This window comes from Variovorax sp. SPNA7 (assembly GCF_033807855.1).
GTDB lineage: Bacteria > Pseudomonadota > Gammaproteobacteria > Burkholderiales > Burkholderiaceae_C > Variovorax > Variovorax beijingensis.
Genome location: NZ_CP138513.1, coordinates 1,741,929 through 1,764,483 on the forward strand (window position 1 = coordinate 1,741,929; position 22,555 = coordinate 1,764,483).

The 22,555-nt window shown below is 65.8% G+C and carries 19 protein-coding genes and 1 other RNA gene; 12 read left to right on the forward strand and 8 right to left on the reverse strand.

The window, feature by feature from the left end; all coding sequences use genetic code 11:
* Positions 1-29 precede the first annotated feature (29 nt).
* From RZE77_RS08000 to gyrA, 8 genes are all read right to left on the reverse strand, one after another.
* A complete protein-coding gene (locus RZE77_RS08000; RefSeq protein ID WP_012746756.1) occupies positions 30-344 on the reverse strand; it encodes an integration host factor subunit beta in 315 nt (104 codons plus the stop codon).
* A 71-nt stretch (positions 345-415) separates the two neighbouring features.
* Positions 416-2,104: a 30S ribosomal protein S1 gene (rpsA, locus tag RZE77_RS08005; protein ID WP_012746757.1), complete on the reverse strand. Its 1,689-nt coding sequence runs from the start codon at positions 2,102-2,104 to the stop codon at positions 416-418.
* A gap of 228 nt (positions 2,105-2,332) precedes the next feature.
* Positions 2,333-4,345, reverse strand: a complete 2,013-nt coding sequence (locus RZE77_RS08010) for a bifunctional 3-phosphoshikimate 1-carboxyvinyltransferase/cytidylate kinase (protein WP_319441396.1) — start codon at positions 4,343-4,345, stop codon at positions 2,333-2,335.
* 1 nt (position 4,346) lies between these two features.
* Positions 4,347-5,228 (reverse strand): prephenate dehydrogenase, encoded by an 882-nt coding sequence (locus RZE77_RS08015; protein ID WP_319430892.1) that lies wholly within the window; start codon positions 5,226-5,228, stop codon positions 4,347-4,349.
* A gap of 14 nt (positions 5,229-5,242) precedes the next feature.
* Positions 5,243-6,364, reverse strand: coding sequence for a prephenate dehydratase (pheA, locus tag RZE77_RS08020; RefSeq protein ID WP_319441397.1), 1,122 nt, complete (start codon positions 6,362-6,364; stop codon positions 5,243-5,245).
* A 24-nt stretch (positions 6,365-6,388) separates the two neighbouring features.
* Positions 6,389-7,456 (reverse strand): 3-phosphoserine/phosphohydroxythreonine transaminase, encoded by a 1,068-nt coding sequence (gene serC, locus RZE77_RS08025; RefSeq protein ID WP_319442321.1) that lies wholly within the window; start codon positions 7,454-7,456, stop codon positions 6,389-6,391.
* A 70-nt stretch (positions 7,457-7,526) separates the two neighbouring features.
* Positions 7,527-8,114 carry a DUF2059 domain-containing protein gene (locus RZE77_RS08030; RefSeq protein WP_319441398.1) on the reverse strand — a complete coding sequence of 196 codons (588 nt, stop codon included), beginning with the start codon at positions 8,112-8,114 and terminating at the stop codon, positions 7,527-7,529.
* Positions 8,111-10,756, reverse strand: a complete 2,646-nt coding sequence (gene gyrA, locus RZE77_RS08035; RefSeq protein ID WP_319441399.1) for a DNA gyrase subunit A — start codon at positions 10,754-10,756, stop codon at positions 8,111-8,113. The genes RZE77_RS08030 and gyrA overlap by 4 nt, the downstream gene beginning before the upstream one ends.
* Positions 10,757-10,981: 225 nt before the next feature.
* Here gyrA and ompA point away from each other — a divergent pair, with 225 nt between their 5' ends.
* The 12 genes from ompA (at position 10,982) to RZE77_RS08095 (ending at position 22,471) form a co-directional block, all read left to right on the forward strand.
* The gene (gene ompA / locus RZE77_RS08040) at positions 10,982-11,638 is read left to right on the forward strand and encodes an outer membrane protein OmpA (RefSeq protein WP_319441400.1); all 657 of its coding nucleotides are present in this window, start codon (positions 10,982-10,984) and stop codon (positions 11,636-11,638) included.
* Between the two features lie 126 nt (positions 11,639-11,764).
* A complete protein-coding gene (gene ubiG / locus RZE77_RS08045) occupies positions 11,765-12,493 on the forward strand; it encodes a bifunctional 2-polyprenyl-6-hydroxyphenol methylase/3-demethylubiquinol 3-O-methyltransferase UbiG (protein WP_319442322.1) in 729 nt (242 codons plus the stop codon).
* A complete protein-coding gene (locus RZE77_RS08050) occupies positions 12,493-13,158 on the forward strand; it encodes an HAD family hydrolase (RefSeq protein ID WP_319441401.1) in 666 nt (221 codons plus the stop codon). Before ubiG ends, RZE77_RS08050 begins: the two co-directional genes overlap by 1 nt.
* A 12-nt stretch (positions 13,159-13,170) precedes the next feature.
* Positions 13,171-13,555, forward strand: a transfer-messenger RNA (tmRNA) gene (gene ssrA / locus RZE77_RS08055).
* A gap of 143 nt (positions 13,556-13,698) precedes the next feature.
* Entirely contained in the window at positions 13,699-15,294 is a 1,596-nt protein-coding gene (locus tag RZE77_RS08060; RefSeq protein WP_319441402.1) for a methyltransferase regulatory domain-containing protein, read from the forward strand.
* A gap of 47 nt (positions 15,295-15,341) precedes the next feature.
* Entirely contained in the window at positions 15,342-17,078 is a 1,737-nt protein-coding gene (ggt, locus tag RZE77_RS08065; protein WP_319441403.1) for a gamma-glutamyltransferase, read from the forward strand.
* A gap of 54 nt (positions 17,079-17,132) precedes the next feature.
* Positions 17,133-17,882 (forward strand): pseudouridine synthase, encoded by a 750-nt coding sequence (locus RZE77_RS08070; protein ID WP_319441404.1) that lies wholly within the window; start codon positions 17,133-17,135, stop codon positions 17,880-17,882.
* Positions 17,883-17,962: 80 nt separating this feature from the next.
* Positions 17,963-18,970, forward strand: a complete 1,008-nt coding sequence (locus RZE77_RS08075; RefSeq protein WP_319441405.1) for a YncE family protein — start codon at positions 17,963-17,965, stop codon at positions 18,968-18,970.
* Positions 18,954-19,766 (forward strand): polysaccharide deacetylase family protein, encoded by an 813-nt coding sequence (locus RZE77_RS08080; RefSeq protein ID WP_319441406.1) that lies wholly within the window; start codon positions 18,954-18,956, stop codon positions 19,764-19,766. Before RZE77_RS08075 ends, RZE77_RS08080 begins: the two co-directional genes overlap by 17 nt.
* Positions 19,767-19,776: 10 nt before the next feature.
* Positions 19,777-20,751, forward strand: coding sequence for a sterol desaturase family protein (locus RZE77_RS08085; protein ID WP_319441407.1), 975 nt, complete (start codon positions 19,777-19,779; stop codon positions 20,749-20,751).
* Between the two features lie 38 nt (positions 20,752-20,789).
* The gene (locus RZE77_RS08090; protein ID WP_319441408.1) at positions 20,790-21,674 is read left to right on the forward strand and encodes an EI24 domain-containing protein; all 885 of its coding nucleotides are present in this window, start codon (positions 20,790-20,792) and stop codon (positions 21,672-21,674) included.
* Positions 21,671-22,471, forward strand: a complete 801-nt coding sequence (locus RZE77_RS08095; protein WP_319441409.1) for a competence/damage-inducible protein A — start codon at positions 21,671-21,673, stop codon at positions 22,469-22,471. The genes RZE77_RS08090 and RZE77_RS08095 overlap by 4 nt, the downstream gene beginning before the upstream one ends.
* Positions 22,472-22,555 lie beyond the last annotated feature (84 nt).

The following is a 22,555-nucleotide window of genomic DNA, read 5'->3' on the forward strand; positions in this document are numbered from 1 at the left end:
GGGAGCATTCTACGTTTGCATCCATGCGCTCAGGCCTTGCGGCCCTTGGCGTCGAGCTCGGCGGTCTTGGCATCGACGGCCTCGCGCAATGCCTTGCCCGGCTTGAAATGAGGCACCCGCTTTTCGGGAATCTGAACGCTCTCGCCCGAACGCGGGTTGCGGCCGATGCGCGGCGGACGCCGGGTGACCGAGAAGCTGCCGAAGCCACGGATCTCGATGCGGTGCCCGCGCACCAGCGCGTCGCTCATCGCGTCGAGGATGGTCTTGACGGCGTATTCGGCATCGCGGTGCGTCAGCTGCGCGAAGCGCGCTGCGAGTTCTTCGACGAGGTCAGAGCGGGTCATAGGCCAAACAAAAACGTGGACGAAAAAAAAGACAGAGCGGCCCCAGGGCCTGCTCTGTCTTCGCAGACAGCTTACTTGCTGTCGTTGTTGTCGAGCTTGGCGCGCAGCAGGGCGCCCAGGCTCGTCGTGCCCGCGTTTTCGCGTGCCGACTGCTGGCTCAGGTTGGCCATGGCGCCTTGTTCGTCGACCATGTCCTTCTGCTTGATGGACAGCTGGATGTTGCGGGTCTTGCGATCCACGTTCACGACGATGGCGGTGACTTCGTCGCCTTCCTTCAGCACGTTGCGGGCATCTTCGACGCGGTCGCGCGAGATTTCCGAAGCACGCAGGTAGCCGATGATGTCTTCGCCGAGGTCGATTTCAGCGCCGCGGGCGTCCACGGTCTTGACCTTGCCGGTCACGATCTGGCCCTTGTCGTTCACCGTGGTGAAGGTGGTGAACGGGTCGCTGTCGAGCTGCTTGATGCCCAGGCTGATGCGCTCGCGGTCCACGTCGACGGCCAGCACGATCGCTTCGACTTCCTGGCCCTTCTTGTAGTTGCGAACGGCGGTTTCGCCGGCTTCGTTCCACGAGAGGTCCGAGAGGTGCACCAGGCCGTCGATGCCGGCAGCCAGGCCCACGAACACGCCGAAGTCGGTGATCGACTTGATCGGGCCCTTGACGCGGTCGCCACGCTTCGTGTTTTGAGCGAACTCTTGCCACGGGTTGGCCTTGCACTGCTTCATGCCCAGGCTGATGCGGCGCTTGTCTTCGTCGATTTCCAGGACCATGACTTCGACTTCGTCGCCCAGCGAGACGATCTTGTTCGGGGCAATGTTCTTGTTGGTCCAGTCCATTTCGGAGACGTGCACCAGGCCTTCGATGCCGGGTTCGAGTTCGACGAACGCGCCGTAGTCGGCAATGTTCGTGACCTTGCCGAACAGGCGGGTCGATTGCGGGTAGCGGCGCGAAACGCCCATCCACGGATCGTCGCCCATTTGCTTCAGACCCAGCGAGACACGGTTCTTCTCGGTGTCGAACTTGAGGATCTTGGCGGTGATTTCCTGGCCGGCCTGAACGACTTCGCTCGGGTGGCGAACACGGCGCCATGCCATGTCGGTGATGTGCAGCAGGCCGTCGATGCCGCCGAGGTCCACGAACGCACCGTATTCGGTGATGTTCTTGACCACGCCGCGGACAACAGCGCCTTCCTTCAGGGTTTCCATCAGCTTGGCGCGCTCTTCGCCCATGCTGGCTTCGACCACGGCACGGCGCGACAGCACGACGTTGTTGCGCTTGCGGTCGAGCTTGATGACCTTGAATTCGAGGGTCTTGTTCTCGTACGGGGTCAGGTCCTTGATCGGACGCGTGTCGATCAGCGAGCCCGGCAGGAACGCGCGGATGCCGTTGACGAGCACCGTGAGGCCGCCCTTGACCTTGCCGCTGGTGGTGCCGGTGACGAAGTCGCCCGATTCCAGGGCCTTCTCCAGGGCGAGCCACGAAGCGAGGCGCTTGGCGGTGTCGCGCGAGAGGATGGTGTCGCCGTAGCCGTTTTCAACGCTGCCGATGGCAACGGAAACGAAATCGCCGGCCTGGACTTCGAGTTCGCCCTTGTCGTTCTTGAACTCCTCGATCGGCACATACGCTTCGGACTTCAGGCCGGCGTTGACCACCACGTGGTTGTGTTCGACGCGCACGACTTCGGCCGTGATGACCTCGCCGGTGCGCATTTCGGAACGCTTCAGGGACTCTTCGAATAGGTCGGCAAAAGATTCAGACATTTATGGTTCCTTCCGTCAGGCAGGGTTGGCAGGCGCTCATGCGAAATTGCGTGCGGCTGCTGTGAGTCTGGAGACGGCGGTTTTGTGGGCTGGTGCCCGGTTGGTTGAACAACCAGCAGGCCGGTGCGCTGTCGCGCGAGAAGAGCCTGCTGGAGCGGTATGCGCTGCCCCGGAGTCCGGTTGGCGCGAGCCTTTCAGGCGGACCTGAAAGGTTGTAACTTCAACCGCTCAAGCGGGCTTGAACGGCTGTACTTCCTGCCACCAGTTCAACACCTGGTCGATCGATTGCTCGATGGACAGCTGGGAGTTGTCGAGGTGGCGGGCATCCTGCGCCGGCTTGAGGGGAGCGACGCTGCGGGACGAATCCCTGGCGTCGCGCGCTTCCAAGTCGGAGCGAAGACTGTCAAGTGTAGTTGAAATACCCTTTGAAATCAACTGCTTATGCCGGCGTTCAGCCCTCTGGGCGGCGCTGGCCGTCAGGAAGACCTTGAGCGCCGCGTCGGGGAAGATCACGGTGCCCATGTCGCGGCCGTCGGCCACCAGGCCCGGGAGCTGCCTAAAGCGCTGCTGCAGGGCCAGGAGCGCCTCGCGCACCGCGGGAAGCGTGGAGACGCGGGAGGCATCCATGCCGGCGGCTTCGGTGCGGATTTCGTCGCTCACGTCCTCGCCGGCCAGCAGCACCTTGCCCTCGGTGAAATGCAGGGGCAGGGCGGCCGCCAGGGCGGCGATCTGCGCCTCGTGCTGGGGCTCGGCGCTGAGCCCGGCGCGCCGCATGGCCAGGCCGGTCACGCGGTAGAGCGAACCCGAATCGAGGTAGTGGTAGCCCAGCAGGCGTGCCACTTCGGCCGCGAGCGTGCCCTTGCCCGAGGCGGTGGGGCCGTCGATGCAGATCACCGGCACCTCGGGCGCCTCGGCCACCGAGAACAGCGTTTCGAAATAGTCCGGGAAGGTCTTGGCAACGCAGTGCGGCTCCAGGATGCGCACCGGCAAGCCCGCCGGATTGAACGCCGCGAGCGAAAAGCACATGGCCACGCGATGGTCGTCGTAGGTGCGGATACTTGCCGCCTGCCAGCCCGAGCGTTCCAGTGGATGGACCCGGATGAAATCGGGACCGGAGTCGACCGTGGCGCCGAGTTTCCTGAACTCGTTGGCCATGGCGTCGATGCGGTCGGTTTCCTTGACCCGCCAGCTGGCGATGTTGCGCAGGGTGCTCGGGCCGTCGGCGTACAGCGCCATCACGGCCAGCGTCATCGCGGCATCGGGGATGTGGTTGGCGTCCAGGTCGATGGCCTTGAGCGGCCAGGCGCCGCGGCGCACGTCGAGCCAGTTCGGGCCGCTGTCGACCTGCGCGCCCATTTGCCGCGCCGCCTCGATGAAGCGGATGTCGCCCTGGATCGAATCGGCGCCCACGCCTTCGATCCGGATGCTGTCCTGGCCGGAAGCGCCCGTGGCAATGGCGCCAAGTGCTATGAAATAACTAGCAGAAGAGGCGTCGGCCTCGACATGGATGTCGCCCGGCGAGCTGTAGCGGCTGCCGGCGGGAATGGTGAAGCGTTCCCAGCCCTCGCGCCGCACGGCAATGCCGAAGCGCGCCAGCAGATTGAGCGTGATTTCGATGTAGGGCTTGGAGATCAGCTCGCCGACCACCTCGATCACGATGTCCTTGCGGGCGGCGAGAGGCAGCGCCAGCAGCAGCGCGGTCAGGAACTGGCTCGAGACGTCGCCGCGCACCCGGATCGGCGCGTCGAGCACCAGTGCGGCGTGATCGACCGGGCGGATGCGCAGCGGCGGATAGCCGGGGTTGCCCAGATAGTCGATGCGGCAGCCGAGCTGGGTCAGCGCATCGACCAGGTCGCCGATCGGCCGCTCGTGCATGCGCGGCACGCCGCTGAGTTCGAAATCGCCGCCGAGCAGCGACAGCGCGGCGGTCAGCGGACGCATCGCGGTGCCGGCGTTGCCGAGGAAAAGCGGCAGCAGCGGCCCGCCCGGCTTCAGCTGGCCGCCGATGCCGGTGATGCGCAGCGTGCTGCCCGCCGCATCGATGCCGCAGCCGAGCGCGCGCAGCGCATCGAGCATCACGCGGGTGTCGTCGGAATCGAGCAGGTCGTGGACGGTGGTGGTTCCGCTCGCCAGCGCGGCCAGCAGCAGCACGCGGTTCGAAATGCTCTTGGAGCCCGGCAGCCGCACGGTGCCCGAAGCCCCGGCCAGCGCAGGAATATCGAGGAATGCCGTCGAGAACATGTCAGGAGTCCTGGGACGCGTCGGTGTTGGGCTGCCAGGCGGCGCGGACCTTGCTGGCGGCGGCAATCGAGTGCTCCAGCGCCTGGGCGTCGCCGGCCGTGATCAGCGCTTCCAGATCGAGCAGCGCCTTGCGGAAGGCCTGCGATTGCAGCAGCACCTGCTCGCGGTTGGCGAGCAGCACGTCGCGCCACATGACCGGATCGCTGGCCGCAATCCGCGAAAAATCGCGAAACCCAGGCCCTGCGAGGCGCAGGAAATCGTCGCTCTTCGGCTGTGCGATCAGTGCGTTGAGATAGGCAAAGGCCAGCAAATGCGGCAGGTGGCTCACGGCCGCGAAGGCGCTGTCGTGCTCCTCGTGCGTCATGGTGACGACGTTGGCGCCGATGCCGCTCCAGATCTGCGAGGCGCGCTGCACGTTCGAGCGCAGCGTGGCCTTGACGGGAGTCAGCACGACCTTGCGGCCGGTGTAGAGCGAAGCCTCGGCATGCTCGATGCCGGACACTTCCTTGCCGGCGATCGGATGGGCCGGAACGAAGTGGGCGAACTGGTCCTGCAGGCCGTTGCGTGCGGCTTCGATGACGTCGCCCTTGGTCGAGCCCACGTCCATCACCAGCGTATCGCTCGAAATGCCATGGCGAATGGCCTTGAAGGTGGCTTCCGACGCCGCCACCGGCACCGCCAGCAGCACGAGGTCGGAGCCCGAGACCGCCAGCAGCGCGGAAGGCGCCGCCACGTCGATCACGCCGAGCTGGCGCGCCCGCTCGGTGGTGGAGGGCGACTTGCTGTAGCCGACCACGCGTTTCACGAGCTTCGCGCGCTTGAGCGCGAGCGCGAAGGAGCCGCCCATGAGGCCGCAGCCGATCAATCCCAATTGCTCGAACATGGTGCTTGTCCGGCTCAGGCTTTGACGGGGTAGGCGCCCAGCACCTTGTAGAACGCGCAGAGGCCGCGCAGTTCGGCCAGTGCCGCAGCCACGTTGGGCTGCGAGGGATGGCCGTCCAGGTCGATGTAGAAGTAGTACTCCCACTGGCCGGTGCGCGCCGGGCGCGACTCGAACCGCGTCATGGACACGTTGTTGACCTTCAGCGGCACCAGCAGGTCGTGCACGGCGCCGGGACGGTTCGGCACGGAGACGATCAGGCTCGTGCAGTCGCGCCCCGAGGCCGGAGGCATGGCCAGCGTCTGCGGCAGGCAGATCACGGAGAAGCGGGTGCGGTTGTACGAATCGTCCTGGATCGCATGCGCCACGATGTGCAGGCCGAAGCGCGTGGCGGCGCGTTCGCCGGCCAGCGCGGCCCAGGCCGGGTTGGTGGCTGCGAGACGCGCGCCTTCGGCGTTGCTCGAAACGGCACGCCGCTCGGCGTTGGGCAGGTGCTTCGACAGCCAGGTCTGGCACTGCGCCAGCGCCTGCGGGTGGGCCAGCACAGCCTCGACGCCATCGAGCGTATTGCTGCTGCGCAGCAGATGGTGGCGCACCAGCAGGCTGACTTCGCCCACCACATGGGTCGGCGAATGCAGGAACAGGTCGAGCGAACGCGTGACCACGCCTTCGGTCGAGTTTTCGACGCCCACCACGCCGTACTGGGCGCTGCCGGCCGCCGTGGCGTGGAACACCTCGTCGAAGCTGGCGCAGTAGATCAGGTCGGCCGCGCCGCCGAAGTACTCGATGGCAGCCTGCTCGCAGAAGGTGCCCTCGGGGCCGAGCACGGCGACCCGCTGCGGCGATTCGAGCGCCAGGCAGGCCGACATGATTTCGCGCCAGATGGCGGCCACATGCAGGTCCTTGAGCGGGCCCGCATTGCTCTTTTGCATCTTCTCGATGACCTGGGCCACGCGGTCGGGGCGGAAATACGGGGTGCCTTCGCGCTTCTTGACCTCGCCGACCAACTCTGCCACGTGGGCCCGCTCATTGAGCAGGCCGAGCAGTTGCTGGTCGAGCGAGTCGATCTGCACGCGCAGATCGGCAAGGCTTTCGGAGTTGTCGGGAGAGGAGGGCGGTGTTGGAGCGGAGGCGGTCATCGGTGCGAGCAGCTGGGCATGCGCCTAGGCATGCGATCGCTCGAATTCTCGCATGTAGCTCACGAGTGCCTGTACGCCTTCCAGCGGCATGGCGTTGTAGATGCTCGCGCGCATCCCGCCGACCGACTTGTGGCCCTTGAGCTGCAGCAGGCCGGCTTCGCGCGCACCGGCCAGGAAGGCGTCGTTGCGGCTTTCATCCGCCAGGAAGAACGGCACGTTCATGCGCGAACGGCAGCCCGGGTCGATCTTGTTGAGGTACAACGAAGAGGCGTCGATGAAGTCGTACAGCAGCCTGGCCTTGGCGATGTTGCGCTGCTCCATGGCGGCCACGCCCGTGAGCGCGCCCTCGGTCTGCTGCAGCAGCCACTGGAACGTCAGCCCGGCCATGTAGATGCCCCAGGTCGGCGGGGTGTTGTACATGGACTTGTTGTCGGCCACGATCTTGTAGTTGAACGCGCTGGGGCAGATCTCGAGCGCATGCCCGAGCAGGTCGTCGCGCACGATCACCAGGGTGAGCCCGGCCGGCCCGAGGTTCTTCTGGGCACCACCGAACGCAAGGCCGACACGGCGCCAGTCGACGCTGCGCGAGGCCACGTGCGACGAAAAGTCGATGACCAGTGGCGCATTGCTGCCAAGGGCCGCGAGGTCGGGCAGCTGCTGGAACTCGATACCGTTGATGGTCTCGTTGGTGCACAGGTGCACGTACGAGGCGTCCTTGCTCAGTTGCCAGGTCGAGGGATCGGGCAGCCGCGTGTGGTGGTCGCCGACGTTGCTCGCGGCGATGTTCGCCGTGCAGTAGCGCTGCGCTTCCTTCTGCGACTTGATGCTCCAGCTGCCGGTGATGACGAAGTCGGCGGTGGTGCCGCGCGACAGGTTCATCGGCACGATGGCGTTTTCGCCAAGGCCGCCGCCCTGCATGAAGAGGATGTGGAAGTGCTCCGGCACGGCCAGCAGCGTGCGGATGTCGGCTTCGGCCTGGGTGCAGATCGCGCCGAATTCCTTGCCGCGATGGCTCATTTCCATCACGCTCATCCCGCTGCCCTGCCAGTCGAGCATTTCGGCGGCGGCGCGTTGCAGCACCGCCTCCGGCATGGCGGCCGGGCCGGCGGAAAAGTTGTACGGGCGCGTGCCGGCCGGCTGGGGCTGCTGCTGCTGGGTCACGTCACTTCTTGGCGGGAGCCTTGGACGGTGCCTTGGCGGGAGCGGCGCCTTGCGAGCCGCCGGTCGGTGCACCCAGGGCCTTGGCCACGTTCTCGTCGAGCGCGCGCATCTTCGGCTCGATGGTGGCGCGCGTGTCGCTCACGAGCTTTTCGGTCAGCGCGGTCTGCATCTTCGGATTGAGGTCCTGGTACTTCTTGCTGAGCGGCGAGTTGATCCAGGCCAGCAGCTGCTTGAGTTCGTCTTCGCTGAAGTTCTGCTCGAGCAGCGGGGTCAGGGCGCCGGGTGCCAGTTGCACGGCCTTGTCGCGCACGATCGGGTAGGCCTCGTCGAAGTACTTCTTGAGTTCGGCGTCGGCAGCCTTGGCGGCCGATTCGCGCTTGGCTTCGGGCACTTGCGTCTGCAGGTACTGCGAGCCGGCTTGCGCGATGGGGGCGCTCGATTGCTCGACCAGGCCGCGGGCCAGCGATTCGATGCCGGGGCGCTGCACGTCGATGAACTGCTTGATGAGCGCAGCCTTGTCCTGCGCCATGGCGGCCATCGAGCTGCCGGCCAGGGCGACGGTCAGAAGTGCGAGCTTGAATTTTTTCACTGAGGATTCTCCGTTGAAGATGAGGAAGTATCGTCTGCGCCAGGCTCACTCTCGCCGTTGGCGTCGTTTTCGACGATACGTTGTAGCCCGCTGAGTTTGGCGCCTTCGTCGAGCCCGATCAGCGTAACGCCTTGCGTTGCGCGACCCAGCTCACGAATCTCGGCTACCCGGGTGCGCACGAGCACGCCCTTGTCGGTGATGAGCATGATCTCATCGTCCGCATGCACGAGGGTGGCGGCAACGACCTTGCCGTTGCGCTCACTCTGTTGAATCGCAATCATGCCTTTGGTTCCGCGGCCATGACGCGTGTACTCGGTAATGCTTGTGCGCTTTCCGTAACCATTTTCCGTGGCGGTGAGCACGCTTTGCTGCTCGTCCTCGGCCACCAGCATCGCGATGACGCCTTGCCCCGGATCAAGCGACATGCCGCGCACGCCGCGTGCATTGCGGCCGAGCGGGCGCACGTCTTCCTCGTCGAAGCGCACGGCCTTGCCGCCGTCGCTGAACAGCATCACGTCGTGCTTGCCGTCGGTCAGGGCGGCGCCGATGAGGTAGTCGCCCTCGTCGAGGTTCACTGCAATGATGCCGCCCTTGCGCGGGTTGTTGAATTCGTCGAGCGTGGTCTTCTTGACCGTGCCCATCGAGGTGGCCATGAACACGTACTGGTCGGCCGGGAAGTTGCGCTTCTCGCCGGTCAGCGCGAGCGCCACGTTGATCTTCTCGCCTTCCTGCAGCGGGAACATGTTGACGATGGGCCGGCCGCGCGAGCCGCGCGAACCCGCGGGCACTTCCCACACCTTGAGCCAGTACAGCCGGCCGCGGTTGGAGAAGCACAGGATGTAGTCGTGCGTGTTGGCGATGAAGAGCTGGTCGATCCAGTCGTCTTCCTTGGTGACGGTGGCCTGCTTGCCGCGTCCGCCCCGTTTTTGCGCGCGGTACTCGTTCAGCGGCTGGCTCTTGATGTAGCCGCTGTGCGAAAGCGTCACCACCATGTCGGTGGGCGTGATCAGGTCTTCGGTCGAGAGGTCGTAGGCGCTGTGCTCCACCAGGCTGCGGCGCGCGCCGAGCTTGGACTGGCCGAACTCGTGCTTGATGGTGCCGAGTTCTTCGCCAATGATGACCGAGACCCGCTCGGGCTTGGCCAGGATGTCGAGCAGGTCGTCGATCTCGGCCATGACCTCCTTGTACTCGGCAACGATCTTGTCCTGCTCGAGGCCGGTCAGGCGCTGCAGGCGCATCTGCAGAATTTCCTGCGCCTGCGTCTCCGACAGGCGGTAGAGGCCGTCCGAGCCCATGCCGAACTCGCGCTCCAGGCCCTCGGGGCGGTAGTCGTCGGCATTGACCACGCCGCCGTCCGCGCGCGAACGCGTCAGCATCTCGCGCACCAGCTTGCTGTCCCAGCTGCGGGTCATCAGCTCGGCCTTGGCAACTGGCGGGGTGGGCGACTCGCGGATGATGCGGATGAACTCGTCGATGTTGGCCAGCGCCACCGCCAGGCCTTCGAGCACGTGGCCGCGTTCGCGCGCCTTGCGCAGCGTGAAGACGGTGCGGCGCGTGACCACTTCGCGGCGGTGCTGCAGGAAGACCTCGATCAGGTCCTTCAGGTTGCACAGCTTGGGCTGGCCGTCGACCAGCGCCACCATGTTGATGCCGAAGGTGTCCTGCAGCTGGGTCTGCTTGTACAGGTTGTTGAGCACCACCTCGGGCACTTCGCCGCGCTTGAGCTCGATGACCAGGCGCATGCCCGACTTGTCGGACTCGTCCTGGATGTGGCTGATGCCTTCGATCTTCTTTTCGTGCACCAGCTCGGCCATGCGCTCCTGCAGCGTCTTCTTGTTGACCTGGTAGGGGAGCTCGTCGACGATGATCGCCTGGCGCTGGCCGCGGTCGATGTCCTCGAAATGGCACTTGGCGCGCATCACGACCTTGCCGCGGCCGGTGCGGTAGCCGTCCCGCACGCCATTGATGCCGTAAATGATGCCGGCCGTCGGGAAGTCGGGCGCCGGCACGATTTCCATCAGTTCGTCGATGGTGGCCTGCGGATTGCGCAGCAGGTGCAGGCAGGCATCCACCACCTCATTGAGATTGTGCGGCGGAATATTGGTGGCCATGCCAACCGCAATACCGCCCGAGCCATTCACCAGCAAATTCGGCAGTTTGCTTGGAAGAACCTTTGGTTCTTTTTCGGAGCCGTCGTAATTGTCCTGGAAATCGACAGTTTCCTTGTCGATATCGGCCAGCATTTCGTGCGCAATTTTGGCCAGGCGGATTTCCGTATACCGCATTGCGGCCGCGTTGTCTCCGTCGACCGACCCGAAGTTGCCCTGGCCGTCGACCAGCATATGGCGCATGGAAAAGTCCTGCGCCAGCCGCACGATGGTGTCGTAGACGGATTGATCGCCGTGCGGGTGGTACTTGCCGATCACGTCGCCCACGATGCGGGCGGATTTCTTGTAGGCCCGGTTCCAGTCGTTGTTGAGCTCGTGCATGGCATATAGCACGCGCCGGTGCACGGGCTTGAGGCCGTCGCGCGCATCGGGAAGCGCCCGGCCCACGATCACGCTCATGGCGTAATCGAGATAGCTGCTGCGCATTTCCTCTTCGAGACTGATGGGCAGGGTTTCTTTGGCGAAGGAGGTCATTGAGCAAGAGGCTGGCGGCAGGAAGGCGAAATTTTACGCTGTGAGGGGTGTCGCACCGCCGCAACACAAGGCCGCTATTCCGCCTCCGTCCTACGCTTCCGGGGTGCCCAGCGGCCTGTTTGCCAAAGACCCTATGGCACAATCGCCTCAACGTTTTGGGTGGTGGTCACTTAAAGCGTCCTTGATTCGCAGCGCGGCTGCGGCTTTTTCCCCAAGAGGAGAACCATGAAGAAACTGAATAAAGTGGCGATGATGTTTGCAGTCGCTGCGCTCGCCACTGCCGCCGGCGCGCAGACCCGTGTCACCGCTGCGAACGGCGGTCCTACGATCGACAACTGGCAAAACGGCACCGGCGAACTGGTTTGGAAGAACGGCACGAACGAACTGTGCTGGCGTGATGCCAACTGGACGCCGGCTACTGCCGCCGCCGGTTGCGACGGTGCTCTGGTTCCGCCGGCTCCTGCTGCCGCTACGCCCGCTCCCGCAGCTCCTGCGCGTCCTGCTGCTCCGCCGGCCGTCGCAGCCTCGAAGGTCACCTTCGCTGCCGACGCATTCTTCGACTTCGACAAGTCGGTCCTCAAGCCTGAAGGTCGCGCCAAGCTGACCGACCTGGTTTCGAAGATCCGCGACGTCAACCTCGAAGTGATCATCGCCGTGGGCCACACCGACTCGATCGGTTCGGACGCCTACAACCAGCGTCTGTCGGTGCGCCGCGCCGAAGCCGTCAAGGCCTTCCTGGTCTCGAAGGGCATCGAACGCAACCGCGTCTACACCGAAGGCAAGGGCGAGAAGCAGCCTGTTGCGGACAACCGCACCAAGGAAGGCCGCGCCAAGAACCGCCGCGTGGAAATCGAAGTGGTCGGCACCCGCGCCACCCGCTGATTCGATTGAATCGCTAAAAGAAAACCCCGCCTCGGCGGGGTTTTTTTATGCCTGCCGAATTCCTTCCGGCGGGCGCCAAGTGCGCGTCGATGTCCGATGGCGCATTCCCCGTTTCATAATCACGGCATGACAGATAACGTGAATGCCGATCCGGCGGAACTCGCCAAGTTTTCGGAGCTTGCCCATCGCTGGTGGGATTTGGACAGCGAATTCCGCCCGCTCCATGAAATCAATCCATTGCGCCTGGAATGGATTGACGGTATTGCGCCGATTTCGCAGCGCCGGGTGCTCGATATCGGCTGTGGCGGCGGCATTCTGGCCGATTCGATGGCCCGAAAGGGCGCCGACGTGCTCGGCATCGACCTGGCGAGCAAGGCGCTCAAGGTGGCGCGCCTGCATGCGCTCGAAGCCGGAACCCAGGGCGTCAAGTACCGGGAAGTCAGCGCGGAGGCGCTGGCCGCGGAGCAGCCGGGCAGTTTCGACGTCGTCACCTGCATGGAAATGCTCGAGCATGTGCCCGAGCCAGCTTCGATCGTCCAGGCCTGTGCCACGCTCGTCAAGCCGGGCGGCTGGGTGTTCTTCTCCACCATCAACCGCAACCTGAAGTCGTTCATGCTTGCGATCGTCGGCGCCGAATACGTTCTGGGCATGCTGCCGCGCGGCACGCATGAATACGCGAAGCTGCTGCGCCCCAGCGAACTGGCGGCCCACTGCCGTGCCGCCGGCCTCGACCTGCGGCACACCCGCGGCATGGAGCACAACCCGCTGACGCGGCGGTACTGGCTCAGTGCCGACACCAGTGTCAACTACATGTTCGCCACGCAGAAGCCGGCCTTGCCGGGTTCGCCAACGTGATGGCAGCAGCAATTCAGGCGGTGCTGTTCGATCTGGACGGCACGCTGATCGACAGCGCACCCGATCTCGGCGCCGCGGCCGACAAGATGCGCACGGATCGCGGGCTCGAGTCGTACCCACTGGAACGCTATCGGTTCATGGCGGGAGCCGGTGCCCGTGGCATGCTCGGCGTGGCCTTCGGCATCACGCCCGAGGCACCGGAATTTCCTGCGTTGAGGGAAGAGTTCTTCGTTGCCTACGAAAACCGCATGCTGCTCAATACGCAGGTGTTCGACGGGGTGCAGCCGCTCATCGAGGCCATCCGCGCGCGCGGCCTGGCCTGGGGCGTGGTCACCAACAAGTCGGCGCGCTTCACCGATCCGCTGACGCGCGCCATTCCGCTGTTCGGCAGTGCCGGCGCCATCGTGAGCGGCGACACCACGCCGTACGCCAAGCCGCACCCCGAACCCCTGCATGAAGCGGCGCGCCGGCTTGGAATTCCGTCCGGCGCCTGCATCTACGTGGGAGACGACGAACGCGACATCATCGCGGGCCGGGCCGCCGGCATGCGGACCATTGCGGCTACCTATGGTTACATGGGGCCGCAGGCGGACGCCACGCTCTGGGAGGCCGATGCCGCAATTACTTCGCCCCTGGAGCTCTTGCAATTCCTCAACCCGGCCTAAAATGGTGTGCTTGGGGCTGCACTGGTTTCGACGTGGGTTCGGAGTCGCAGCGGGGCATGTCGAGCTGAATGCGCTCGTAAAACAGATTCAAACAAACTAACTGCAAACGACGAACGTTTCGCACTCGCTGCTTAATTGCCAGTGAGCCTTGCAACAGTTGGCCGATGGGCTGGGCAAGGGGGTCTGGAGCAATCCTGACCTCCCGGCTGCAAGGATAATTACATGGGCTGGCTCCGATCCGGGTACCTTGGGTCGGGGCGAGAAAATAGGGTGCTGGCGTCCGGTTTAGCGTGTGACTGCGCGACTCCGGAAGCGAGACTCAAATCAGATCACTAAACATGTAGAACTGCGCGATGAAGGCTTGCGGACGGGGGTTCAAATCCCCCCAGCTCCACCATCCACCGCAAAAAGCCAACCTTCGACGGGTTGGCTTTTTTTTGCCCGGCGCGAGGCTATAGTCAGCGGGAACCGACACACCATGGCCGCTGCTTCCCCTTGGCAAAAGGGTGCTGCGGCCGGCCTCGATTCCCAAAGGACGCCGTGCCCGATTCACTGACTTCCACGCTCACGAGCTACTACGACGCGGTGCCTTATGAGTCGCACCCATTCCCGCAAACTACCGTCGAGCACCTGGAGGCCATTGCCTTCCTGTTCGGCCTCGAGGCACCGGCGCCGTCCACGGCGCGCGTGCTGGAGCTCGGCTGCGCGGCCGGCGGCAACCTGATTCCGTTTGCGGCGCGCCACCCCGAAGCCAGCGCCCTGGGCCTCGATCTGTCGACGGTACAGGTCGAGCAGGGCCGCGAAGCCATCGCGCGCGCCGGGCTGCCGAATGTCGAACTGCGGGCCTTCAATCTGGCGGAGGTCGATGCATCGTTCGGCCAGTTCGACTACATCATCTGCCACGGCGTCTACAGCTGGGTGCCCGGGCCGGTGCAGGACGCGATCCTGCGCGTGTGCTCGGAGAACCTGGCGCCCGATGGCGTCGCCTATGTCAGCTACAACGTGTACCCGGGCTGGAAGGCGAGGGAGATCGTGCGAGACGCGATGATCCTGCGCGGCGGCCCGCGCGACACGCCGGAAGAAAAGCTGTCCTATGCGCGCGGCATGCTCGAATTCCTCGAGCAGTCGGCCCGTCCCGGCAGCGTGCTCGGCAAGACGCTCGAGGAAACGATGCCGATCGTGCGCGGTGCCAACGGCTCCTACCTGCTGCACGAGTTTCTCGAGCCCTGCAACGCGCCTTGCTATTTCAAGGAGTTCGCGGCGCGCGCCGAGGCGAATGGCCTCAGCTACCTGGCAGAGGCGGAACCATCGACGATGTTCGTCCAGAACTACGGCGAGAAGGTTCGCGAGCCGCTGCTGCGCGAATGCGGCGGCAGCCAGATCCTGATGGAGCAGTATCTCGACTTCCTGGTCAATCGCACGTTCCGCCAGACCCTGCTGGTGAAGCAGGGCCGGGCCGGGGACATCCGCTACCGGCTCGACCCGGCCCGCATTCGCGGCTTCGAGTTTGCCGGCGTGTTCTCCGCTGCAGACGGCAGCGCGCTGACGCTCGATGCGCGCGAGCAGCCATGCAATGCGCTGCGCAACCTGACGGTGACGCTGCGGCTGCCGGTGCACAAGGCCCTGGCGCAGGTGCTCGAAGCGCATTACCCGGCCAGCGTGCCGTTCGAGCGGCTGGTGGCCGCGGTACTCGCGCTGCTGGGCGGGCCGCGTTCGTCGGTCGAGCCGGCGGTGCTGTCGATGCTCGAGGAACTGGTGATCCTCGGCGCCGTGCGCGTCCGGCGCGCGCCGGTGCACGCCGCCGCGGAGGTCTCTGCCCTGCCGCGGGCGCTGCCGTCAGTGCGCAATGCGCCCGGCCTGGCGTTGTCGGCCGGAAGCTCGGCCAATGTCTGCAACCAGTGGCACGAACCCGTGGGGCTTTCCGCGCTCGAGCGCTGCCTGCTGCCGCTGCTCGATGGCGCGCATTCGCACGGCATGCTGGCCGACCACCTGGCGGACGAAGTGGGCGCCGGCCGCCTGCGTTTCATCCAGAACGACAAGCCGCTGGCTGAAGCTTCGGCGCTGAAGGAATTCGCGCTCCAGCAGGTGGTGCTTGGCCTGGCGGCCTTGCGGCGCAAGGCGCTGCTCGTCGCGTGACCGTTACCGTTACCGTTCCCATCGAACTCAAAAGAGGAAATCCACCCATGCGCAATCTCCACTGGACTCCGACCCTGCGCGCTGCGGTAGCTGCGGCGCTCCTGCTCGCGGGCGCAAGCGCCTCGAATGCCGCGTCGCAGGCGCCGGTCGCGGCCGAGCACGGCATGGTCGTGAGCGCGCAGCACCTGGCCACCAAGGTCGGCGTCGATGTGCTCAAGCGCGGCGGCAATGCCGTCGATGCGGCGGTGGCCGTGGGCTACGCGCTGGCGGTGGTCTACCCGGCGGCAGGCAACCTGGGCGGCGGCGGCTTCATGACCGTGCAGCTGGCCGATGGCCGCAAGACTTTCCTCGACTTCCGCGAGAAGGCCCCGCTGGCCGCCACGGCCAACATGTACCTCGACAAGGACGGCAACGTCATCAAGGGCCTGAGCACCAACGGCCATCTTGCCGTCGGCGTGCCGGGCACGGTGTCGGGCATGGAATACGCGCGCGAGAAATACGGCACCATGAAACGGGCCGAGCTGATCGCGCCCTCGATCCAGCTGGCCGAAAAGGGCTTTGCGCTGGAGCAGGGCGATGTCGACATGCTGCGCACCTCCACCAACGATTTCAAGAAGGACCCGGTTTCCGGCGCCATCTTCCTGAACAAGGGCGAGCCCTTCGCGGTCGGCCAGAAGCTGGTGCAGAAAGACCTTGCCAAGACGTTGCGCGCAGTCAGTGCCAAGGGCGTCGACGGGTTCTACAAGGGCTGGGTCGGGCAGGCGATCGTGGCATCGAGCCAGGCCGGCAAGGGCATCATCACGCAGGCCGACCTCGACCAGTACAAGACGCGCGAGCTCGCGCCGGTGGAGTGCGACTACCGCGGCTATCGCGTGGTGTCGGCGCCGCCGCCGAGCTCGGGCGGCGTGATCATCTGCGAGATGCTCAACATCCTCGAGGGCTATCCGCTCAAGGATCTGGGCTTTCGCTCCGCCGAGGCGGTGCACTACCAGATCGAGGCCATGCGCCATGCCTACGTGGACCGCAACAGCTACCTGGGCGACCCGGACTTCGTGAAGAACCCGCTCGAGCGCCTGCTCGATAAGGGCTACGCCGAGAAGATCCGCGCCGCCATCGACCCGAAGAAGGCCGGCGTCTCCAAGGACATCAAGCCCGGCGTCGCGCCGCACGAAGGCAGCAATACGACGCACTATTCGATCACCGACCAGCAGGGCAACGCGGTGTCGGTCACCTACACGCTCAACGACTGGTTCGGCGCCAAGGTCACGGCCGACAAGACCGGCGTGCTGCTGAACAACGAGATGGACGACTTCACCGCGAAGATCGGCGTGCCCAACATGTACGGCCTGGTGCAGGGCGAGGCCAATGCCATCGCTCCGGGCAAGCGTCCGCTGAGCTCGATGAGCCCGACCATCGTCTCGAAGGACGGCAAGCCGGTGTTCGTGGTCGGCACGCCCGGCGGCAGCCGCATCATCACGGCGGTGCTGCACACCATCCTGAACGTGGTCGACTACGGCATGAACGTGCAGGAAGCCGTCGATGCGCCGCGCTTCCACCAGCAATGGCTGCCTGACGTGACCAACGTCGAGACCTTCGCGATCAGCCCCGACACTCGCAAGATCCTGACCGACATGGGCCACAACCTCGGCGTGCCGCAGCCGGCCAACCACATGGCGGCGATCATCGTCGGCGCGCCATCGCTGGGCGGCAAGCCGGTGGGCGCCAACCGCTTCTACGGCGCGAACGATCCGCGCCGCAACACGGGCCTGGCTGCCGGCTACTGATCCTGCACACTCGGGCGGTCGCGCTACTCTGGCGCGGCCGCCTTTTTCTTTTCCATGCACCTGCAAGACATTCTTTATTCCCAGGGTTTCGGCACCCGCCGCGTGTGCGCGGGCCTGGTCCAGCAAGGCCACGTGAGCATTGCCGGCGCGGCCGTGACCGACCCCTTTGCCGACCTCGATCCCGAAGGCCTGCTGTTCACCGTGCAGGGCACCGAGTGGGCCTATCACGAGAAGGCCTACCTGATGCTGCACAAGCCCGCGGGCACCGAGTGCTCGCAGAAGCCCTCGACCTACCCGAGCATCTACACGCTGCTGCCGTCGCCGCTGCGGCTTCGGCCCAACAAGGGCGCGGTGCAGGGCGTGCAGGCCATCGGCCGGCTCGACCAGGACACCACGGGGCTGCTGCTGCTGACGGACGACGGCCAGTTCATCCACAAGATGGGCTCGCCCAAGCACCATGTGCCCAAGGTCTACGAGGTCACGGCCAAGCACCCGGTGGACGCGGCCCAGATCGAGAAGCTGCTGGCCGGCGTGGTGCTCGACGACGATCCGAAACCGGTGCGCGCGGCCGCCTGCGAGTCCGACAGCCCGCTGCACCTGCGGCTGACGCTGACCGAGGGCAAGTACCACCAGGTCAAGCGCATGCTGGCGGCGGTCGGCAACCGGGTCGAGGGCCTGCACCGCTCCCGCATCGGCGACCTGGCGCTGCCAGGCGACCTGGCGGCCGGCCAGTGGCGCTGGCTCACGGCCGAGCAGGTCGCGGCGCTGCGGGCACCCGCCAAGCCTCCGAAAGCGCCGAAATAAGGGCAGAAAGCGCGTCTTCCCGGTCAGCCAGTCTTCAGGCGCGGCCGTTAAGATTCCCAGCTCTCTCTCGGAACCTTCCCTTGCGATTTCCTGCCCGACCGAATGGCCGCTTTCCGGCCTTCCTGTTTTCATGCCTCACGGTCTGGCTGGCGCAAGCCGCCACCGCCGCGCCGCCCGAAGCCCCGCCGATCTTCGTGCTCAATTCGCTGGACGCCAGCGTCAGCGTGATCAGTCCGACCGACTGGACCGAAAAGCAGCGCATCGCCACCGGCAAGGAGCCGCATCACATCTACATGACGCCCGACGAAAAGTCGGTCATCGTGGCCAATTCGGCGGGTGATTCGCTCACTTTCCTGAACCCCAGGACGGCCGAAGTGCAGCGCGTGGTCTACGGCATCATCGATCCCTACCAGCTGCAGTTTTCGCGCGACATGAAGTGGTTCGTCACCGCGGCCAACCGCCTGAACCACGTCGACATCTACCGCTGGGACGGCAAGGACCTGAAGCTCGCCAAGCGCATCGCATCGGGCAAGACGCCCAGCCACATCTGGATCGACAACACCAGCACCATCGCCTACGTGACCATGCAGGACAGCGACGAGCTGATCGCCATCGACCTGCCCACGCAGACGATCCGCTGGCGCGTGGCCACCGGCGCCATGCCGGCCGACATCTTCGGCATCCACAACGACAAGACCCTGCTCGTGGGCCTGACCGGCAGCGACGGCGTGCAGGTGTTCGACGTGGCCGGCGCCGAGCCCAAGCTGGTCGGCAAGATCCCGACCGGCAAGGGCGCCCATGCCTTCCGCTCGGCCGGCGACGGCAAGAGCGTGTTCGTGAGCAACCGGGTGGCCAACACCATCAGCCGGATCGACCTGGCGACGCTGAAGGTCGGCGCCGTCTACCCGGTGCCCGGCGGTCCCGACTGCATGGACGTGTCGGCCGACGGCAAGACGCTGTATGTCACCTCGCGCTGGGCCAAGAAGCTCAGCGTGGTGGACCTGGTGAACAACAAGCTCGTGCGCCAGGTCAACGTCGGCCGCTCGCCGCACGGCGTCTGGACGCTGGACCATGCCAAGCGCATCTAGCCGCGCCAGCCGGGCCGCGGCCCTGCTGGCGATCGCCCTGGCGGCGGTGCCGGCTGCCTGGGCGCAGCAGGGGGCGTCCTGCGAGAAGCCGGTCTACCTGACCTTCGACACCGGCCACATGGGCGTGGCCCCGCTGGTGGCCGATGTGCTCAAGCGCCAGAACGTCCGCGTCACCTTCTTTGCCGCCGCCGAGCGCACCCAGACCGACGGCGACAGCCTCGACAGCCATTGGGCGCCGTGGTGGAAGGCGAGGGCGGCCGAAGGCAACGAATTCGCCTCGCACACCTACGACCACGCGTACTGGCGCGGCGACCTCAAGGGCGTGGCGCCGAGCTTCCGCATCAAGCCTTCGGCGGGCGCATTGGCCGGACGCGAGTTCACCTGGAGCGCGGCCGAATACTGCGCCAACATCAGCAAGGCTTCCGAGCGGCTGGCCCTCATTACCGGCAAGAAGCCGCTGCCGCTGTTCCGCGCGCCAGGCGGCAAGACCTCGCCCCGGCTGCTCGCGGCGGCCAAGGCCTGCGGCTTCGAGCACGTGGGATGGTCGCCGGCCGGTTTCCTGGGCGACGAGCTGCCGAGCGAGAAGTTCAGCAATGAGAAGCTCCTTTCGCAGGCGCTGGAAACCATCCGCCCCGGCGACATCCTGCTCGCGCACCTGGGCATCTGGTCGCGCAAGGATCCGTGGGCGCCGGCCAACCTCGAACCGCTGATCGTCGGCCTCAAGGCCAAGGGCTTCTGCTTCGAGACGCTGCGCCAGCATCCGCAATACCGCGCCTGGATCGCGTCCCACCCCTGAGGCTGCCACCGTGATCGATCGGTTGACGGACGCTTTTTCCGCGCTGCAGGGCTGGTTCTTCGAGACACTGGTCCAGCCGCTGGTGTTTGCGGCGGGCCTGGGCGGCTGGACCGAAGACGCCTTCGACGCCACCGGCTGGCTGCTGGTCGGGCTGATCCAGGTCGTGGTGCTGCTCGCGGTCATCGGTCCGCTGCAGCGCTGGCGCGCCGTCGAGCCCGTCACCGACCGCCGCGCGATCCGCATCGACGTGCTCTACACGCTGATCCATCGGCTGGGCCTGTTCCGGCTGGCGATGTTCTTCACGCTCGAGCCGCTCTTCGACGAGGCCATCGGTGTTCTGCGCATTGCGGGCTGGGGCACTTTCCATCTCGACGAGGCCTGGCCCGGCGTCACCGACGTGCCGTGGGTGGCTTTTGCGATCTATCTCGTGGTGCTCGACTTCGTGGGCTACTGGATCCATCGCGGCCAGCACCAGTTCAGGTGGTGGTGGGGCCTGCATTCGCTGCACCATTCGCAGCGCCAGATGACGATGTGGAGCGACGACCGCAACCACCTGCTCGACGACATCGTCCATGACACGCTCATCGTCATCGTCGCGCAGCTGATCGGCGTGGCGCCGGGGCAGTTCATCGCCTTCGTGGCGTTCACGCAGCTCAGCGAAAGCCTGCAGCACGCCAACCTGAAGCTCGGTTTCGGTGCCATCGGCGAGCGGCTGTGGATCAGCCCGCGCTTCCACAGGCTGCACCACAGCATCGGGCTGGGCCATGAATCGCGGGGCGCGCACACGCTGGGCGGGTGCAATTTCGGCGTCCTGCTGCCGTGGTGGGACATGCTCTTTCGCACCGCGAACTTCGAGGAGCGCTACGACCCCACCGGCATCCGCGACCAGGTCGAGCCCGGCGCGGACGGCCGGCTGCGCGACTACGGGCGCGGCTTCTGGACCCAGCAATGGCTCGGGCTGAGGCGGATGGTCGGCCGCGGCTGAGCGCCGGGGCCGAACCGGGCCGGTTATCCTCGCACCCAATGCGCCTGCTCCTCGATTCCTTCTGGCGCGCGGTCGCCTATTGCATGCTGCCGCGCGTGATCGTGCTCTCGCTGCTGCCGCTGGGCCTGATGGTGCTGCTGGCCGCAGGCTTCGGCTATTTCTACTGGGACGCGACCGTTGCGTGGACCCGTGAGGCGCTCGACGCCTGGCCCCTGCTGTCGAGCTTCTGGGGCTGGATCGGGCGGCTCTTTTCAGGCGATGTCACGGCCGTGCTGGCGCCGCTGGTGGTGGTGTTTGCCGCCACGCCGCTGATCGTGGTGGTTTCGCTGCTGATCGTGGCCGGCCTCATGGCGCCCCCGCTCACGGCGCTGGTGGCGCACCGCCGCTTTCCCGCGCTCGAACGCAAGAAGGGCGCGTCCTTCTTCGGCAGCGTGGCGCGATCGCTCGGCCTCACGCTGCTGGCGCTGCTCGCGCTCGTGGTGTCGATGCCGCTCTGGCTCATTCCTCCGCTCGTGCTGATCCTGCCTCCGCTGATCTGGGGCTGGCTCACCTACCGGGTGATGAGCTTCGACGCGCTGGCCGACCACGCAAGCCCCGAAGAGCGCGCCGCGCTCCTGCGCACGCACCGGCTGCCGCTGCTGTGCATCGGCGTGCTGTGCGGCTACCTGGGCGCGGCGCCCAGCATCGTCTGGGCCTCCGGCCTGCTGTTTGCCGCCGCCTTCTTCGTGCTGGTGCCGCTCGCGATCTGGATCTACACGCTGGTGTTTGCGTTCTCGGCGCTCTGGTTCGGCCATTACTGCCTTGATGCGCTGGCGCAACTGCGGGCGCAGCGCGGCGCCGCCGATGCTTCTTCCGGCCCATCCGACGGCCCACCCGCGACCGAGGCCGACCAGGCCCTTCTCTCCCAATGGAAATCCCCATGACCCGTGCATTCGGCCTGATCGTCGTCGGCGACGAAATCTTGTCGGGCAAGCGTGCTGACAAGCACATGCCCAAGGTCATCGAACTGCTCGCGGCACGCGGCCTGCAGCTCGGCTGGGCCGAGTACGTCGGCGACGAGCCCACGCGCATCACCGCCGCCCTCGGCCGGGCCTTCAGCTCGGGCGACATCGTCTTTTCGACCGGCGGCATCGGCGCCACGCCGGACGACCACACGCGGCAGTGCGCCGCGCAGGCCCTGCGGGTGCCGCTGGAGCTGCACCCCGAAGCCGAACTGCTGATCCGCGAGCGCATGCAGGACACCGCGCGCGAGCAGGGCATTGCCTACGAACCCGACCGGCCCGACAACGTTCACCGCCTTAACATGGGCGTGTTCCCGAAGGGCGCTGCGATCATCCGCAATCCGTACAACAAGATTCCGGGCTTCAGCGTCGAGCACGTCCATTTCGTGCCGGGCTTTCCGGTCATGGCCTGGCCGATGATCGAATCGGTGCTCGACAGCCGCTATGCGCACATGTTCACCAGCGGGCAGTCGGCCGAGAAGTCGGTCATCGTCTTTGGTGCCATGGAGGCAACGCTCACGCCGCTGATGCAGGCCATCGAAGCGGCGCACGCCGGCATCAAGGTCTTCAGCCTGCCGAGCGTCGACCATCCCGAATACGGCCGCCACATCGAACTTGGCGTGAAAGGCGACCCCGTTCGCCTGGATGCCGCCTACGCGCAACTCATCGAGGGCCTGCACGCCTATGATGCGAGGCTTGGCCCGGAATTGGTGCGATAGTTTTTATTGCACCAATTTGGTGATTATTCGCCTTTTTTTGGGGTTTGCGCCCGCCGTCGAAGCCTCTGCGTGAGCGGCGACAAT